At 71.4% G+C, this 16,474-nt stretch carries 12 protein-coding genes and 1 pseudogene; 8 read left to right on the forward strand and 5 right to left on the reverse strand.

The window, feature by feature from the left end; genetic code table 11:
• Nucleotides 1-118: 118 nt before the first annotated feature.
• Both ACGFSC_RS14245 and ACGFSC_RS14250 read left to right on the forward strand, forming a co-directional pair.
• Nucleotides 119-376, forward strand: a pseudogene (locus ACGFSC_RS14245) (esterase); the annotation flags it as partial.
• Nucleotides 377-1,029: 653 nt separating this feature from the next.
• A complete protein-coding gene (locus ACGFSC_RS14250; protein WP_359896709.1) occupies nucleotides 1,030-3,516 on the forward strand; it encodes a hypothetical protein in 2,487 nt (828 codons plus the stop codon).
• Between the two features lie 432 nt (nucleotides 3,517-3,948).
• Here ACGFSC_RS14250 and ACGFSC_RS14255 read toward each other — a convergent pair whose 3' ends face one another.
• Nucleotides 3,949-4,626 carry a hypothetical protein gene (locus ACGFSC_RS14255; RefSeq protein ID WP_359896711.1) on the reverse strand — a complete coding sequence of 226 codons (678 nt, stop codon included), beginning with the start codon at nucleotides 4,624-4,626 and terminating at the stop codon, nucleotides 3,949-3,951.
• Nucleotides 4,627-4,935: 309 nt separating this feature from the next.
• Here ACGFSC_RS14255 and ACGFSC_RS14260 point away from each other — a divergent pair, with 309 nt between their 5' ends.
• The 4 genes from ACGFSC_RS14260 to ACGFSC_RS14275 all read left to right on the forward strand — a co-directional run bounded on the left by ACGFSC_RS14260 (nucleotide 4,936) and on the right by ACGFSC_RS14275 (nucleotide 9,023).
• On the forward strand, nucleotides 4,936-6,762 hold the full coding sequence (locus ACGFSC_RS14260; RefSeq protein ID WP_359896712.1) for a HEAT repeat domain-containing protein: 1,827 nt from the start codon (nucleotides 4,936-4,938) through the stop codon (nucleotides 6,760-6,762).
• Nucleotides 6,763-7,444: 682 nt separating this feature from the next.
• Entirely contained in the window at nucleotides 7,445-7,918 is a 474-nt protein-coding gene (locus ACGFSC_RS14265; protein ID WP_359896714.1) for a hypothetical protein, read from the forward strand.
• Nucleotides 7,919-8,008: 90 nt separating this feature from the next.
• On the forward strand, nucleotides 8,009-8,374 hold the full coding sequence (locus ACGFSC_RS14270; protein WP_359896716.1) for a hypothetical protein: 366 nt from the start codon (nucleotides 8,009-8,011) through the stop codon (nucleotides 8,372-8,374).
• A gap of 421 nt (nucleotides 8,375-8,795) precedes the next feature.
• Nucleotides 8,796-9,023, forward strand: coding sequence for a hypothetical protein (locus tag ACGFSC_RS14275; protein WP_359896717.1), 228 nt, complete (start codon nucleotides 8,796-8,798; stop codon nucleotides 9,021-9,023).
• A gap of 365 nt (nucleotides 9,024-9,388) precedes the next feature.
• Here the strand turns inward: ACGFSC_RS14275 and ACGFSC_RS14280 are convergent, their stop codons facing one another.
• Nucleotides 9,389-10,201: an isocitrate lyase/phosphoenolpyruvate mutase family protein gene (locus ACGFSC_RS14280; protein WP_359896719.1), complete on the reverse strand. Its 813-nt coding sequence runs from the start codon at nucleotides 10,199-10,201 to the stop codon at nucleotides 9,389-9,391.
• Between the two features lie 425 nt (nucleotides 10,202-10,626).
• Here ACGFSC_RS14280 and ACGFSC_RS14285 point away from each other — a divergent pair, with 425 nt between their 5' ends.
• Both ACGFSC_RS14285 and ACGFSC_RS14290 read left to right on the forward strand, forming a co-directional pair.
• Complete coding sequence (locus ACGFSC_RS14285) at nucleotides 10,627-11,676, forward strand: hypothetical protein (protein WP_359896721.1); 1,050 nt, start codon at nucleotides 10,627-10,629, stop codon at nucleotides 11,674-11,676.
• Between the two features lie 639 nt (nucleotides 11,677-12,315).
• Nucleotides 12,316-12,972, forward strand: a complete 657-nt coding sequence (locus ACGFSC_RS14290) for a hypothetical protein (protein ID WP_359896723.1) — start codon at nucleotides 12,316-12,318, stop codon at nucleotides 12,970-12,972.
• A gap of 373 nt (nucleotides 12,973-13,345) precedes the next feature.
• Here ACGFSC_RS14290 and ACGFSC_RS14295 read toward each other — a convergent pair whose 3' ends face one another.
• The 3 genes from ACGFSC_RS14295 to ACGFSC_RS14305 are packed head-to-tail and all read right to left on the reverse strand — an operon-like array spanning nucleotide 13,346 to nucleotide 16,457.
• Entirely contained in the window at nucleotides 13,346-13,750 is a 405-nt protein-coding gene (locus tag ACGFSC_RS14295; RefSeq protein ID WP_331768794.1) for a DUF6009 family protein, read from the reverse strand.
• Nucleotides 13,747-15,357 (reverse strand): phage/plasmid primase, P4 family, encoded by a 1,611-nt coding sequence (locus ACGFSC_RS14300; RefSeq protein ID WP_359896726.1) that lies wholly within the window; start codon nucleotides 15,355-15,357, stop codon nucleotides 13,747-13,749. The genes ACGFSC_RS14295 and ACGFSC_RS14300 overlap by 4 nt, the downstream gene beginning before the upstream one ends.
• Nucleotides 15,354-16,457, reverse strand: a complete 1,104-nt coding sequence (locus tag ACGFSC_RS14305; RefSeq protein WP_392863300.1) for a bifunctional DNA primase/polymerase — start codon at nucleotides 16,455-16,457, stop codon at nucleotides 15,354-15,356. The genes ACGFSC_RS14300 and ACGFSC_RS14305 overlap by 4 nt, the downstream gene beginning before the upstream one ends.
• Nucleotides 16,458-16,474 lie beyond the last annotated feature (17 nt).

Below are 16,474 nucleotides of genomic sequence, written 5' to 3' on the forward strand. Positions count from 1 at the left end.
TTGTGCCCGGCTTCTGGGATGACGGGATGACAAGCCCCCATTCTGACACCACACGAACAGCGGATCAGCCTGCCGGACCGCAGGACGGGCCGTCATCACGCGCCTTCAGGTGGTCACGGTGACCGCGAACCACCCCACCCGCAGGAGCATCCTCAAGTCCGCCGGCGGGCTCGGCGCCGCGCTGGCGCTCGGCGGCGCGAGCGTCCTCGCGGCTGGCTCTGCCGCTCGCGCGGCCGACGACGGCTTCGGCCTGCACATCTCCGACCGCAACGAGGGCGACGCCCGGATGTGGTACTACCGCTTCCGGACCGCCGAGATCGGCTGGGAGCCGGCCGTCAACGTGCTGCTTCCCGACGACTACCACACCAGCGGCCGCGACGCCGACCTCCTCTCCACCCTCTGGTGCCGCATCCGCCTGCCAGGACCCACCACCGCCTGGCTCCCCGCCGTCCGCACGAGGGACCGTCCGGCCCTGCTCCGCTGCCTGTGACTGCCCCGGCGCGGCTACCGTCCGTTCCGGCTCGTCTCCCGCCCGCGCAGGGACACCCCGAAGCGCGTACGGAGCTCGACCCGCTGCGACAGCTGCGAGTCGGGGACGGAAACCTCGTCAAGGAGTCGGCCCCGCGCTCGCGGGGGTTCCTCCCCGTCGCCCGACGGGTGGAGGTCGCGCTCGCGGCAGGCCAACCGCACGTACACCGTGGTCGGAAGCCGCTCGTCGACACCGGCGCATCAGTCCCGGCGGACCGGCACGAGTGCTCCGCATCCCGTGGCCGCGGACCCGACGACGTCGAGGGCACGCCCGGCCACGCGATGTCTATAGATCGTTTACATGAGTCTTTTGTGTTCTCCGCGTTGGCTGCGGAATTCGCCCTGCGTGGAATTCCACGGTCAGCCGCGGTCGTCTGCCTCCAACCGGTCCTCGGCACCATCGAGGAGCCGCAGGAAGCCCCTCGTGCACAGGCGCCGGCCTGACAGCATGTCGGCGTGACTGGAGAGGTGCACAACCACAACGAGGGATCGTCTCGGAACTTGATCCAGGCGAGGAACATCGGCGCCGTCTATCTCGACTCTGCCCCCGCTCCCCGAGGCGAAGGGCCGGCCCTCACCGGCGCAGAGGAAGTCGCCCTGGACGGGCTGGCCCGCGAGGTCCTGGAGCAGTGGCGTGACGAGGCCAACGTCCGCGGTCTGCGGGAGCGGGTTCCGATGCTGGTTCCGTGGGAGTTGGAGCAACCTCACGGGAACGACTCGCGCAGGGGGCTGCCCGAGCAGCTCGGGTTCGAGGACGTCGTCTCTCGGCTCCGGGCGCTCGCACCGCACCAGTTGGTGGTCACCGGTCCTGGCGGGGCAGGGAAGTCTTCCCTGGTCGTCCTGATCGTGGTCGAGCTGCTGGAAGCCAGAGCCAGGGTCCCCGGCTCGCGGGAGAGCGTCCCAGTGATCCTGTCGATGTCCGACTGGGAGCCGGGGATCAGCATCCAGGACTGGGTCATCAGGCGTATCGGCGAGGACTACGGGGATCTCGTGGCAGGTCTGGATCGGCCCACCGTCGAGTCCCTGGTGCGGAGTCGGCGGATCGTTCCCGTGCTCGACGGCTTCGACGAACTGCTGCCGCTGGCTCGCACGAACGCAGTGGAGGCACTGAAGCGCGCGCTCGGCACCAAGGACCCCCTGGTCCTGACGTCCCGGCCGGAGGCGTACCGGCATGCCGTGGACTCCTCGCCGGTGCTGCGCGGTGTGCCCGTTCTGCGTGCCCGTCCCGTCCCGCCGCAGGCCGGCAGGGCCTACCTCGCCCAGATGTGCCATCAGGACCGTCTCGGCCCCTGGCAGGCTCTCTTCGACGCCATGGAGGGCGACCCCGAGGGCCCGGTCGCCGTCGCTCTGTCCTCTCCGCTGATGCTCTGGCTCGCGGCGACGGTGTACGCGCCGAAGGAGTCCGATCCTCGGGAGCTGCTCGATGCGACGCTGCTGCCCACGCAGGTGGACATCGAGGGCCATCTCCTGGACGGGCTGATCCCGGCCGTCTGCGCGCAGGGGCCGCGACCGTCCTACCTCCCCGGGCCGGTGCGCCGTTGGAGGCCCGACCGCGCACCCGCGTACTTCCGCTTCCTGGCCGATGACCTCCACCGCCGGCGGACTCAGGACATCGCGTGGTGGCAGCTGCGGAGCCTGCTGACCGAGCCGGGCGTCTGGGGCGCCGTCGTCCTCATCGTCGTGGGCGTCTGCGGCACTGCGGCCGGCTACGCGATCGCGGGACTGGCCGCCCTCCTGGGGGCCGCTCCCCCGCGGCCCGGGCTCGGGATCCCGGGGGTGGGCCAGGCGCTCGGGGCCGTCGCCGCGGTCGCCATCATCGCCACGGCGTTCGGACGGGTCATCACCAGGCACTTGTTCAGCGGCTTCGACAACCGCCCACGAAGGCCGGCGGCGGGAATCGGCGGCCGGGTGCTCCTGGCCGCGTCGGCCGCTGCCTCGACAGCCGTCGGTGTGGCCCTGCCCGGCACCACATCGGCAAGCCTGTGCGTCTTCCTGCTTCCCCTCCTCTCCGGTGTGCTCCTGACACGGTCGACCGAGTTCGACATGGCGGCCAGGCCGAAGCAGTTGCTGCGCGACGAGCGCAGGATCGCCCTGGTCGAATCCGCACTGGTCGCGCCGGCCGTCGCAGGCACCTCAGTGGCGTTCTTCCACTGGCTCGACGGCGATCCGCTGCTCATCGGTGGCGGCCTCGTCATCAGCTGGTCGTGCTCGGCCGCGGTGCTGATGGCCCTCAGCCGATGGGGCCGCTGGACCGCCACGTGCCTCGTCCTGGCGGGTGGGCGACGTCTGCCACCGGACCTGCTGGGCTTCCTTGAGGACGGCCGTCGGTTGGGCGTGCTGCGGCGAGTCGGCGGGGTCTACCAGTTCCGGCACGCCGAGTTGCTCTCGCGGCTCACCGACGGGGCGCCGGACCGTGTGCCCGCCGGTTCCGCAGGACCGCGCGAGGTGGTGCTCAGGAGCAGCGTGCGGAGCCTCGGGGCTCTGCGGGCGTTGGCGTTCGATCTGTTGACGCCGGTCGTCGTGTTCCTCCTGGTGGTCTCTCCGATGTCCTCGGGATCGGGCTTCCGGGACGACTGGTATCGGACCTGGCTGCTGCTGGTGCGCCAAGGGCCCGTACTGCTCGGCGCACTCTGCGTCCTGGTCCTGGGGGCACTGGCCCTGCGGGCTGTCGCGACGCGACTGCGCATCGACGGCACGGGCGTGGAGCTGGACGGTGGCCGCAAGCTGCGGCTGCGGTGGGAGGACGTGGCGGAGGTACGGGTGCTCAGGATCCGGTCCCACAGGAACAGGGAGTCCGGCTCCTTCGGTCTGATCAGCTCGTACTACCTCGTGATGAGGCCGATGCCGGGACGGGAGTCGCCGCGGTTCCGTACCACCTCGGACGGCTGGGTCCGGGTGTGGGAGCTGGGCCCCACCGAGGTGGTGCCGCTCGATCTGGAGGTCGCGCTGAGCCGGTTCGCCGGCGACCGATGGCGCCGTGACGTCTGAGGTTCGGAGCCTGTAGCCCGGGCCAGGAGTGCATCGGCCCGCCCTGGTGGGCGCCCCGCGGAACCGGCTGCGACGGAAGCTCCCGCATCTCAACCCTGAGCATCCGCACAGTGCTCCGCGGTTGCTCGGGCCGCCTTGCCCCGCTGCCCTTCGGATGCCTCAGGATTTTCCGCGGAAAATTCCAAGGCATCCGGAGGGCCCCGGGCAGAGCCGGGGTGCCCGGGTCCCGGTTGAGGCGTCCGTGCGGATGGAGGCCGGACACGTCACTGTCGTGGCCGCACCGGGCGCGAGGAATTTTCCGCGGAAAATCGTGCCCGCCTGCCGAGAGCTGCCCGACAGGACGACTGTTCGGCACGGCTCGGGCTGCTGTCGGCGCGTGCCCCTGTCGCGCTGCCGGCGCCGGTGAGGACCCGGCGCTCGGACGGCCGATCGCTACGGGGCGGGGCATTCGGCAGACGTGTACTCGTCCGCGATGTTGAACACGCTGGCACAGCGTGGGCATTCGGCACGGCCGAACAGATACCGGATCCCGGCGGCGAGTGCCTCCTGCCCGTCCCGGACGGCAGTGTCGTGCATCCAGCGGCCGGTTCCCGAGAGTTCCTCACCGGCCGCCGGCCGCAGGTCGCGTCGCTCCACGTCGCCCAGGTTCCAGTCCCGGATCGCCGAGTAACGCCCGTAGTCGCCGATGTTGACGTCCCCCAGGGCGGCGCTCCAGTGGTACTGCGCGTTGACCGCCAGCAGGTCGAGGAACGCCGCGAGGTAGTCGTCCGGCCGCGACGTCAGGTACCGGTCCAGCAACATGCGGAACTCGGCGATCGTCCCGGCGCAGTCGGCGAACAGATCGTCGCAGCCGTGGTGCCCTGCCGCGCGCCGAACGATCGTGCCGGCCAGTGCGCGCGCCCGCTGATCGCTCGACGCGAGCCGCACGAGGCGGGGAAGCGCTGCGAAGCTCGCGGGGAAGACGAGGTCGTCCTCCAGGCACAGCCGGTACCCGAGCTCCGTCCACGCCTCGGCATCGCCTTCGCGCTCCACGCGCTCCACGCGCTCCAGAAGCTCGGGAACGCGATCGACGTCCCCGTGGCAGTCGTACATCCGTGTCCAGTTCACCACCCGGGCATTCAACCGTCTGGAGGCTCCTGAGATGAATCCCCGGGTACCGGCCGGCTCTCCTGATGGCCGGTCGGCGGGCCGACCGATGACGGGGACGGACGACCTCAGTCGAAGGAGGGCCGCAGAATTTTCCGCGGAAAATCGGTGAGGCGGCGAAACCGACGGCCCCTCGGAGCAGGGACTGGAATCGCGTCGAGCCGATCCGGGCCGCACTCGCCGGGCCCTCGCCGGGCCCTCGTCGCCGCCGGAATCACGGCCGGAATCACGGTCTGCGGGCACTGTCCGTGCCCGTCCTTAGAGTGTGCCGATGTGAGATCACCTGAAGAGCTGCACATGATCGACTGGCCGTCGCTAGGACACGCCTTCGGCGACGGCAGCGACGTCCCCGGCTGGATACGCGCCCTGTACTCCGACGACCGGCACCAGGCGGACAAGGCCCTGTCCGCGTTCTTCGGCCGGGCACTGCACCAGGGGTCGGTGTCATCGGCCGCCGTGGCGGCCGTTCCCTTCCTCGCCCACGCAGCGGCCCACAGCCGCCACGAACGGGCCGACCTGCTCGCCGCCCTGGCCGGATGCGGCGGCACCGAAGCCGAGCCGGAGTACGACGACGAGGTACAGGGGTGTACCCGGATCGCGGCCGAGGTGGCCGGGCTGCTGCACCTTCTGCGCGACGACGACCCAGTGGTGCGCCGCAACATGGTGCGCGTCGCCCGCCGTGCCACCGGCGACACCGTCCCCGTTGTCCTGCGCGCGCTGACCGCCTGCTACACCTCCGACCCTGCCGCCGCTGTCCGCGCCGAGGCACTCACCGTCCTGACGCTGCTCGACCCGGACAGCGATGCCGCCCGCCGCCGCCTCCGATCGGCCCTGACGGACCCGGTGCCGGCCGTCCGCGCCGCCGGCGCTCTGGCCCTGCTGGAACGTTCAGAGGCGCCCTACCCGGCCGACGTGGTCGCCGTCCTGGCCGAGGCCGGGGGCGACCCCGGCTTCGACTTCAGTGCCGGTGAGTTCGTCCCGGGGATCGGCAACACCGACGAACGCACCTGGATCCTGACCGAGGACGCGGACGCCCTGGCGGCAGTGGCCTGCGGCTGGATCACCCACGGGGACCACCAGGGCCGCGGCACGCGCCGAGCCCGACACCTGTCGGCGATGTGGCGCGACCGCGAGGACGAGACCGTCAGTCTGCTCACCGAAGCCCTCCGCCACGAGCACGACCTCTGGGACCTCGGCGGCCTGCTCGACGTGATCTCCCAGTGCCTGTTCGGGGCTTCCCGCCCCGACCCGGCGCTCGCCGACAACCTCCTCCCCCACGTCCACGCCGACACCCTCGCCGGCCGCCGCGCCCAGACGATCCTCGGTCAGCTCGGCGATCCGCGGCTCCTCACCCACGTTCCCGAATCGGCGCCGGAGGCACTGGCCGCACTCGCTCTCCGTACCCGCGACCCCGAGCACCAGCGCCTCGCCCTGCGGCACCGGGACGCCACCCACCTGGACAGCCTCTACGACGCTCTCTCCGTCGAGGAGGTCCGCACCCATCTGCCCGACCTCACCCGCCTGCTGCGCGACCGCCCCACCCAGACCCTCGTTCGCCGCTTCGGGGACTGGGCGATCCGGGACGCCGGACTCCTCGGCCCTCTGGAAGCCCTCGCCCGCGCAACCGATGACGAGCTCGCGGCCGCGGCAGCCGTCACCACCGCCCTCCTCACCGACGAGCCGGGCGCTGTCCTGCGCCTGCTGGCACACCAGCTCGCCGAGGACAGCCGGCGGCTGGAGGAGGCAGGGCGCCTGGGCGATGCGGCCACTCCCCTGCTGCCGCTGATCGAGTGCTACCTCGACGACGGCTACGACTGGACCCGACTGCACGCCGCCGAGGCCCACTGGCGGATCACCGGCGATCCGTCCGTCGCGCTCCCGGTTCTGACCGCGCTGCTGGATCCGTCCCGCCCCGTGGGTGTGCGGGCCCTTCAGGCAGTCCACCGGATCGGGCCTCCCTATCCGTCCGACCTCCGGCCGCAGCTGCTGCACTGGGCGACCAGCGAACGCCGACTGCTGCGCGAGTACGGCACCTGCTACCCCGCCCAGCGGCACCGTGACGACCAGCTGCGCGAGACGGCGCGCCGGATGCTCGACTGACACCACCGGGGGAGTGGGGCCAGGTCCCGGAGTTGAGCACGGGTACTCGCTCCGCGACGACACACCCGTGACATCCGAGGGGAAGTCGGCGCACCTGGCCCACCTCTCCGTACTTGCTCAGGTCCGCCGGGGGTGACCCGCGATCCGGGCGCCGAATTTTCCGCGGAAAATTCGGCGCCCGGGAAGCCCTCGTCCCAGGGAGGGTTCGAGGGTGATGCGGAATTTTCCGCGGAAAATCGGAAGCCTCCACGAGTCCCCGATGACCAGGCCGACCGGGACAGCGGTGCGGCGAGTCCCCTGCCTCCCGGCCGTTCCGCCGGTCCCGGATGGATCCGCCGGTCCGGGGCAGCGAGCAGTCGCGTGCTGTCGGGGTTCGAGCCGACGAGGTGTACCGGGGAGGCATGACCGGTCGCCGCCGGACGGTAGAGCCGGGAAGCGCACGACTCACCGAAGCACCGCTGACTCCCACGGTCGGACGCCGGTGAACAGGGAGCCGGCCCGGCCGATCGGTTCGACAGTCCGGCGCTGACGGTGCGCATTCTGCGGCTGGGAATTTTCCGCGGAAAATCGTCCGGCTGCACTCGCGGAGCGACACCGCCGGCCGATGAGAGGATCCGGGGTCCTCCTCCTCCCGACTGCCCAACCCTTCCCGAGTCGGCTTCCCGCAGCGATCATGGGCGGCATGAACAGTGGGCTCGGCAAGGACCGCACCTCGGACAGCAGCATCTCCCCGGCGAGCTGGATCGAAGAAGTGCGCCTTCGGACCGTGGACCCGGACGGCTCCCTCCGACCTGTCGTCCTTCGCATCGGTCCGTCTTCCGGCGCACTCATCGCGCTCCTCGACGACGGTGTTCTCACCGAGATCAGCGGAACCGACTACCTCGACTGCCTCGCCCAGGCCCGGCGGCAGCTGGAGCGCGACGGCCGCCTGCTCTGCTGCCAGGGCGCCCGTCCTGACGTTCATCCGTCGGGACAGTTGCGCCAGTTCAGTAACGGACGGCAGGCGTACGTCCGCTTTCCGGACCTTCAAGGCGAGGCCCCTGAGATCGTCGACGTCTTCGCCCCGGCCGAGCCCGGAGACGTCGTCGGTCTTGAGGACCAGCGAGCCGCCATCGTCCGAGCCTGGAATGCACGGCACCCGGGGCATCAGATCTGACCGTCAACCAGTCATGCATGGCAGCACCCGCATGTCGTACAGGCGGAATTCGGTGGAGAACCACGGCTGGGTCGGGCCATGATCCATGCCATGGAGACGATCGTGGATCTCGACGAGGCGGCTGCGGAGGTGGCTGCGCGGACGCCCGGTTGGCGGGCCGCTGGTCTCGTGGTGGGCGAGATGACATGGCGCGACGAGACGGCGCCGTGGCCGCAGCGCCTTGAGACGGACAGGACGCGGGTGGCCGATCCCGACTCGGTGGGGGTTCTTGTCTCCGGTCCCGAGGAGACCCAGCTGTCGGTGGTGCTGTTCCGAGGCGGCTGGGCCGACGTCGACTATCTCGCCAGCATGGACGACGCCGGGACGTTTCCGGCTTCGGGGATCGATTCGGCGGTGGCGTTCGGCATCCGGCTCGACGAATGGGTGGTCCGCGTGTTCGGTGAACGGGACGTGTGACGGAACGCCTTCCTCGGTGCCGCGGGTGGCAGCCGGGGAAGGCCCTGCTGTTGTCAGGAGAAGTCGCGCCGAGGCCTGACGGGCAGACCATCACGCGAACCACTCAGCGGGCTGTCGCCCTCCTTCGCTCCCCTTCCGGAGTGAAGGTGACGGAACCGGGTTCGGCCCGTGGGGTGCCGCAGTCCGAACGGGCGCGGGCCCCACAGTTCTACGCCGCGCATGCCCGGGTCGAGCACCGCCGGGACGGACCGCGGGCCAGGCGCGGGCGTCCTTGCGTGCACCGACGACACCGTCTCTCCAGTGGCCGTGGAATTTTCCGCGGAAAATCGTCCGCCCTCGGCCTCGGAGCAGCGCCTGCAACCAGTGGGGGAGAGGTGACGGGGTCGGCACGATCGGCCCCGGCTTCCACTTCGACGCCTTCATGCGCGACTTCATCGCCCGGGGAGCCAGCCTGACCCTGGCCGATGCGGTGGCCCACTGGCATGCCGCGCGCCCGGAGACGCTCCGGCCCCGCGAGATCGGGGAGCAGTTCGAGTTCAACCGCTTCACCAGCGCCTGGCACCGTACGAACCCGACCGGTACCCGCGCCCAGGCCTGCGAGGCCTGGTACGCCCACCGCGCACTCCCCAAAACCACCACTGCCGGCTGACGGCACTCACTCGCGGGGAGAGCCGAGGGCGCGGGGCATCAATCCGGTGCACGGCCCTCGCCGCGCGCGGGCGGCGCCCAGCGGGCTGGAGCGCGGCGGCCCGAGGAAGCCCCGGCCCGTACGGCACGACTTCGCGGTGCGGGCGGTCGAACGGGACCGGGCAGCGGCAGAGCTGTGAGTCGTGGCTCCGGCCGATCCGGATGCCGGTGTCCTCGTGGGTGTCCCGGTCTTCGACGGGATCCCTGCCGCTGCCGTCAGGAGCACCGGAGCTGATCGTCAGGTCAGTCCGCGGGACCGGGCGCACCGCGTCCGTCGTGCCGGGGGCGGAGGGTTCCGGGCTGCCTCGGGTGTGCAGCCAGGTGTGGTCAGCCGGTCGCGGTGAACAGGCTGTTGAGCTCCGGGTAGTCGATGGTCTGCCGGAGGTGGTCGTAGCCGCCGACGCGGTGCAGTTCGAGTGCCGCATGCCGTGGCACGGCGTAGGCGGCCTGCGCCACGCTCGAACCGAGGCTGACACGGGCCACGCCGAGGGCACCCAGCTCGTCCACCGGCACGGTGCCCGGACCCGCCATGATGTTGAGGGGGACCGTCAGCCCTGCGGCCAGGTCCTTGATGACGCCGGGGTCCGTGACGCCGGGGACGAAGATGCCGTCCGCGCCGGCGTCGATGTAGGAGCGTGCCCGTTCCAGCGTGTCCTGCAGCCGGGTGGCGGGGTCGCCCAGTCCGAGCAGGTAGGTGTCGATGCGGGCGTTGACGAACAGGTCGACGCCCGCCCTCTGCGCTGCACCGCGGGAGGCCGCGAGCCGGTCGACGAGCGTGCCGGGGGAGCGGGTGCCGTCCTCGATGTTGATGCCCACCACGCCGGCTTCCAGTACCCGCGTGACGGTCTCCGCGACCTCGGCGGGGCTCTGTCCGTAGCCGCCTTCGATGTCGGCGGTCACCGGGACGGTGACCGCCGACGCGATGCGGGCGATGGCGTCCAGCACGGGGCCCCGGGGGACGCGGTCCCCGTCCGGGGCGCCGAGCGACCAGGCCACCCCGGCGCTGGTGGTGGCGATCGCGGTCGCCCCCGCGGCTTCGATGACGCGGGCGCTGGCGACGTCCCAGGCGTTCGCGAGCGCGAGTGGGCGATCGGGCGTGTGGAGGGATCGGAAGAGCGAGGACTTGCTTGCGTTGGACATGCCCCTCAGGGAACCAGCAGGTGAAGCCGTTGTCCGGCGGGAAAGCGACACGAACGTGCGCAGGCCTGGGCCGCCTCCGACGGCCAGCATCGACCCGGACACCAAGACGGAGAACCCATGAGCCCTCACCTACCCACCGACGAGCCGGTCCGCGCCGCGATGGAAACCGAACTCGGGGGGTGACCAGGCTCGCCGAACGCCGCCTCCGCGACGCGGGTATCGGACAGAACTGAAGGCCTCGCAGGACGTCGAAGGAACCACCTGGTGCTCCGGCCTGGTGCGTTCGTCGGCCCGGGGGCGCCGACCACCTGTCATCAACGCGGAGACGAAGCGCCCCTGGAAGCCCTGGAGCCGCTCCGAAATCGGTTGGATCCTCTGCCGCGGGCGAGGCACAATCCGGGTGGGCCGCAGCGGGGGGAGCTTGTTTGGACGTGTTCGCGTGTGCTGGCTGCGGCACCGGGCTGACGGCACCGGTGTCCCGGGTCGCACTGCCCGTCCACACCGACCACGGTGCCTGGGAGGAACTTCATCCTCCACTGATGGAGCCGGGGACGTACGCCGTCCACCCCCGGCCCACCGGGCCGCCCTGGCGGTTGTGGCAGGACGTCGGAGAGGAAGCGGCTGCCCGGCAGGGGGTGTACGCCCCGGTGTACTCCGTCTCCTTCGGCGCGCGGGGCAGGATCGTCATCGCGCCCGGTGACTCCCGGTCGATGGCTCTGATCCTGGAGAAGTGCGAGGGCTACTGCCAGGGCGTGGACGGCCGGGCCGGGCCCAACCTGGCCTGTACGGGGTGCGGACGGGCCGTGGCGACCCGGATCGACGATTGCGGCTCGTGGCAGACCGTGTGGCTGGAGCCCGACGCGGTCGTCCGCCGTTCCTCGGGGCTCCCGGACGGCCCGTTGCCCGGCTGGGCGGACCTGGAGCGTGCCGAACACCGCGTCCCGCCCGTCGAACCCGACGGGTCGTGGAGCCGCCGCTGGGAGGCGGCGGTCGGCGTCGCGCTGGCCCACCTCGTGGCGGCCACCGAGAACCACCCGGTGACCCTCCCCTCCGGCCCCGTCGCCGAGCTGCTCGGCCACGCCGTGGCCCGCTACCTCCCGTCCGGGCCCGACCCCCGCTCGGTGGGACTGGCCGGTCCGGGCATCCCCGAGCCCCGGCCCCGCCCCGACGTCCTCCTCGTCCCCCGCCACCCCGGCACGGGCGAGCCGTGGCGCCCACCCGACCGCGAGGCCACGGTAGTGCCGCTGGACAGCGGAGTCTGGGCGTACCTCGCCGGCCCCGGGGAGGAAACCTCACCGACACCCGCCACCGGGGTACTCCCGGAGGGAGTCCTGCGCGACGACTACCCACTGCCATCGCGCCCCTGGTACCCCCTGAAACCCCATGACGACGCGTTTATGCACACGCTGGTCCGGCTGCCCACGATCCGTAGCCCCCGGCTGCGCCGGTATCACCACGCCGCGTACCAGTCGTGAGCGCCCGTGAGGCGATGTGGGGGGCCGCTCGGGACCATCCCAGCGCCCCTGACCGTCCCTTCGCGGTTGCCGGTGCGAGCTCGGTGTTCGGGTCAAGGAGTCGTTGTCGACTGGCTGTCGGCCTGCGGAAGGAGCTGAAGCACGCTGATCCAGGGGGAGTTGCCGGGAGCAACCAAGCAGATCACTCACCGCAACCAACCACAGAAGTCGGCCAGAAGTTGGACCAGTACCCGAGTCGTGAAGTCAGTTCGTCACGAGAACGGGAGGCACCTGCTGGTCCCCGGCAACGGCGCGGGAGTCGCTGCCTCCTGCGCCCGCAACCAGCGCTTTTGCCCCACGCCCCAAGCGAGCAGTGGTCGGTGTCGGCGTACGTCTGAACGTGGCTCTGGCAGGATTTTCGTAGCCGGAGATCATTTCCTGCCGGTGGTGGGCAGCCTCTGACGGTGTTCCGTTGAACTGCTTCCGCTGTTGCGCACTTGGCCGATGTGTCGGTGGTCTCGGTCGATGCGTCCGGTCCCGTCGTGATGGTCCGGGCCCCGAAAGGGCTCAGTTCCCGTGCTGATTCACGCTCGCCGGATGCGAAGCGGCCCGGCGTAATCGGGAGGCATCACGGGCAGGTGATGCGGCACACTTCGCCGGGTGATCGTGATACAGCCCGTCCTAGAGACCCGCGTCCCTGACGGCTTCGACCTCTGGCCCGTCGCCGAGGTCGGGCCAGGCGCCTTCCTGCCCCTCAGCGGCGGGCTCTTGCCCGCCGAAGTCGGAACGGCCGTGATGCGCATCGCCGGCTGCAACGACATCGACCCCGAGGACGGAACCGACAACGACCGCCCGCCCCGGCCTGCCGATCCTCTTGATTCTTTCCTCCACGGACTGCTGACCTTCGACACCCTTTTCGCAGCCGGCGGCCTGCGGGTCACCGACGACTCCACCGGCACCACGTTCCTGCCGGGCTGCTGCGACGGCCTGGAGGACTGGCGTACCTGGCACCAACTCGTCGACAAGGACGGCGTGCTCTGGTTCGGCCACGACCCCGTGTCACCGGTCGCGGAGCGCTTCGGCGACACCGTCCGGCTCACGGTCGACGCCGAGCAGAGCGACAGCCCCGTGATCGAACTGTCCGTCACCGAACTCCGCCGCCTGCTCGCCGATGCCGAACGCGACCTGGCCGGCTTCCTCACGCTGGCCACCGACTGGACCCACCGGCACCTACCGCCCGGCCACCGGGCTCCCGTCACCGCAGCCCTCGCCCGGGTCCTCGACCTGCCCGGGCCTGTCGTACCGCCGGAGCAGTAGAACCGCCGGCCGGTGCGTCGGCCATCGAGGATCGGGGCGCCGGTACGGTCGTCATACGTGCCGTGATGAGGATGTTTGCGGCTCTGGCAAGATTTTTCGTAGGCGGAGATCATCCCGGGTCGATGGCAGGTCGGCCCGTGTGCCGACGGCGTAGGCGGGCGGTCAGTACGACTCGGTGACGCAGGAGCGGGACACCGGCACGGCCTCCCATAAACCGAACTGCGGCCTCTCGCAACGGGAAGCGACTTCCCAGCACCTGCCCTCGTGGGCCGGCCGCCGAGTCCGATTCGCCGAGTTCCGCTTCGGTACATGACAGAGGGGCGGCTCGTTTCCGAGCCACCCCTCTCCCGCCCCCGCGTCGCCGGGCCGGCCGTCAGGCCTTCGGAAGCGTTATCCCCAGTTCGAGCATGGCGGGGGAGGCCGGGCCGCCCTCGGAGCGCTCGGTCTTGTAGCCCTTGACGCCCGGGGCGACGGTGCGCGGGTCCACGGCCTCGGAGGGGGCGCCGGTGGTGTAGAGGCCCTCGGGGTCCTGGTCGCGGTCGTGCGGCAGGAGCCAGAAGACGCGGCGGCGGAAGGTGCCGGAGGCCCGCGAGGACTTGGCGTCGGGGCCGAGGATCGCGTAGCCGACCATGCGGCCGTCGCGGTGGTAGGCCGGGCGGCCGCGGCGGGTGGTGAGGCGGTCCAGCGACTGACGGACGTAGTCGAGGTCGGAGGTGTCCTCCAGCCAGACGAGGTCGGTTTCGTGGGCGAGCTCGGCCGGGTCGATCAGCGCGCTCACGCGTTGTGCTCCTCTGTGTCGTCGGTGATCAGGCCGATGCCCGGGTAGTACTTGCGGCTGTTGGACAGGACCATCTCCTTGGGAGATGTCATACCCAGTGTCTCTCGAACTCGTGCGGCGAAGGCACGCCCGGATACGGGATTGGCCCCCTCGAAGCCGCACCAACGGGTGTAGGCGCCGAAGAGCTGGGACTGTTCGGCACGCATGCCCTCGCCTGTGACGCACGCCTCCTTGAGGAAGCGGCCGACGTGGTCCTCGGTCTCGGCGTAGGCGGTGGTGGCGGTCTGGACGGCCTGTGGGCCGGCGAGGTCCTTCTCCCCGGCGAAGTAGCGGCGGGCGCCCTCGATGAGCCAGGCCAGGATCCCGGGTCCTTCCTCGGCGACGAGGACGTGGGCCAGGTTGTCGATCTTGCGCTCCTCGGGCACGACCCGTTCGAACGGGATCAGGCGCATGCGCCGCCAGAAGGCGAAGCCGCCGGTGCCGACCTCGGGGCGGTGGTTGCCGAGCAGCCAGAGCTTGTGGGTGGGCTCGAAGGAGAAGAAGTCCTGGCGCATCCGGCGGGCCTTGATCTTGTCACCGCCGGTGAGCAGCTTGACCCGGGCCTCGTCGAAGCGGTCGCCGGGCTTGAGCTCGGAGCAGACGATGATGCGGCGGCCGTGGAGCTCGGCGAGGTCGGTGGGGTGGCCGTCGAAGGTCTTGGCCATGAGGAAGCCGGGCGGGGCCGCGTCGGCGTAGTCGCCGAGGAGCTGGATCATGACGTCGAGCAGGACGGACTTGCCGTTCTTGCCCTGGCCGTAGAGGAAGGGCATGACCTGGGCGCCGACGTCGCCGCTGATGGAGTAGCCGAGCAGCAGGTGGAGGAAGTCGCGGGTCTGGCGGCCTTCCTTGTCGTCGCCGAAGGTGTCGGTCAGGAAGCGGTTCCAGCGCGGGGTGGGCATCCGGGCCGGGGCCAGGGTGGTGGAGCGCGAGTGGTGGTGGACCTTCGGGTCCGGCGGGACGATCGCGCCGGTGCGCAGGTCGACCACGCCGCCGGGGGTGCACAGGGCGTACGCGTCGGCGTCGAGGAGGGCCGCGTTGAGCACCATGCCGGGAGCGGACTTGGCCTGGGTGAGCATGGCGTTCATGCCGGAGGTGGACAGGGCCCGGCGGCGGTGCCGGCGCAGGTCGGTGTTGGTGTAGAGGCCGCGTGAGTCGTGGGTGGCGATGCTCTCGGCCATCTCGCCGGCCGCCCACAGGACGGTGTCGTCCTCGTCGAGCTGCCAGCGGTGGGCGGACCACCGGTACCAGCCGAGGCCGGGGACGTGGCGGTAGTCGCTTCCGTAGAGGTGGACGAAGAGCTTGGCGTTGCCGCGGTCGGAGAGCGAGTCGGGCAGCAGGCCGTGCGCGGTCGCCTGCGGGCCTGCCGCGGAGGCCTGTGCGGGCTCCGGCGCCGCCTGCGGAACCACGGGGGCCGCTGTCGTCGGCGCCGGGTCGAGGAGGCTCTCCTGGACGGCGGTGCCGTGCCACGGGGGGTGGGCGGGGCCCGGGACGGGCGGGTAGTCCAGGATCTGTTGCGCCGTGGCCACGGGGTCGAAGACCGTCCTCTTGCGGCGGGTGCTGTCGGTCATCCGCGGACCTTCCCGATGTGGAGGGGCTGCCGGGTGCCGGCTGCCAGGCCGGAACGGATGACGGCGGAGTTGTGCCTGTCCTGGGAGGGACGGGCGGTGCGGGCCGCGTCGAGGAGGAGCTGCTCGGCGACGGCGTGGGTGAGGTGGCCGGCCGAGACCAGGCCTCCCACGGTGTAGGCGGCACGGTTGAGCTTGCCGGTGAAGCCGGCGCCCTCGGGGGTGTTGGCGCAGTCGGTGACGTCCTGGAGCACGGTGTCGAGCACCTTCTCCGCGCCTTTCTTGCCCCCGCCCGCGGCGACGACGGCCTGGCGGGCACGGTCGGGGACGGCCGGCTGAGGCACGCTCGGTCGGCCGGGCCGGTCCTGGAGGTGTCCGGTGCGGACGAGTTCCTCGGCGAGCCACTCGGGCAGTGGGGCAGGGGTCCTGGCTCCTGGGAGCGGGGTGTAGGTGCCTGCCGCGGTCGCGGTCCCGGGGGCGACGATGTAGCCTCCGTGCGCCCGGACGTCGACCTGCCAGGCCAGGGCGCGGCCCGCGGAGGATCCGGTGGAGCAGGCGAACCGGCGGTCGGCGTGGTCCTGGTACCAGATGTGCAGGCCCCCGGAGGGGGTGCGTACGCGCAGGGTGCCTTCGTCCGTGGTCGGGTCGGGAGCCCTGCGGAGGGCGGCCAGCAGGGCCAGGGTGTGGTACCCGTTCTCGAGCCCGTCGAGGTCGACGTCCTCGTGGATCGGGATCCCGGGCAGGATGCGGTCGCGGGCGGGGACGACGTCGGTGTGGCTGTCGACGTCGATGACCACCAGGCCGGCCGGGCCGCAGGCAACTGCGGTGCCGAAGTCCGGGTTGATCCGCCACCAGGCGGTGAGGACGTCCTGGTCCAGAGTCGCTGCGTGGAAGCCGTGGCACCAGCGGCCTGCGGCGGGGCAGGGGCAGTCGGTGGGGGAGTGGGGGGACTCCTGGCAGGGGCGGCAGTTGGCGGGCGGGGTCTTGCGTCCGGGGGCGAGCGGATGGACGGGCCATCCCTGGGCGGCACACCACCGGGCAACGGCCAGCGCATCCGGCTGGCGGCCCGCTCGGTCGCTCCCCACGGCCATCGGCGCCGTCACGCTGGTCCCTTCCCCTT

Source organism: Kitasatospora sp. NPDC048715 (assembly GCF_043198905.1).
In the GTDB taxonomy this organism is placed as follows: domain Bacteria; phylum Actinomycetota; class Actinomycetes; order Streptomycetales; family Streptomycetaceae; genus Kitasatospora; species Kitasatospora lactacystinica.

What these genes read in the sequence shown, in the direction of transcription:
- ACGFSC_RS14265 (WP_359896714.1), top strand. Translation starts at nt 7,445, where the DNA reads ATGAACAGTGGGCTCGGCAAGGACCGCACCTCGGACAGCAGCATCTCC.
- ACGFSC_RS14270 (WP_359896716.1), top strand. Translation starts at nt 8,009, where the DNA reads ATGGAGACGATCGTGGATCTCGACGAGGCGGCTGCGGAGGTGGCTGCG.
- ACGFSC_RS14275 (WP_359896717.1), top strand. Translation starts at nt 8,796, where the DNA reads ATGCGCGACTTCATCGCCCGGGGAGCCAGCCTGACCCTGGCCGATGCG.
- ACGFSC_RS14280 (WP_359896719.1), bottom strand. Translation starts at nt 10,201, where the DNA reads ATGTCCAACGCAAGCAAGTCCTCGCTCTTCCGATCCCTCCACACGCCC.
- ACGFSC_RS14300 (WP_359896726.1), bottom strand. Translation starts at nt 15,357, where the DNA reads ATGACCGACAGCACCCGCCGCAAGAGGACGGTCTTCGACCCCGTGGCC.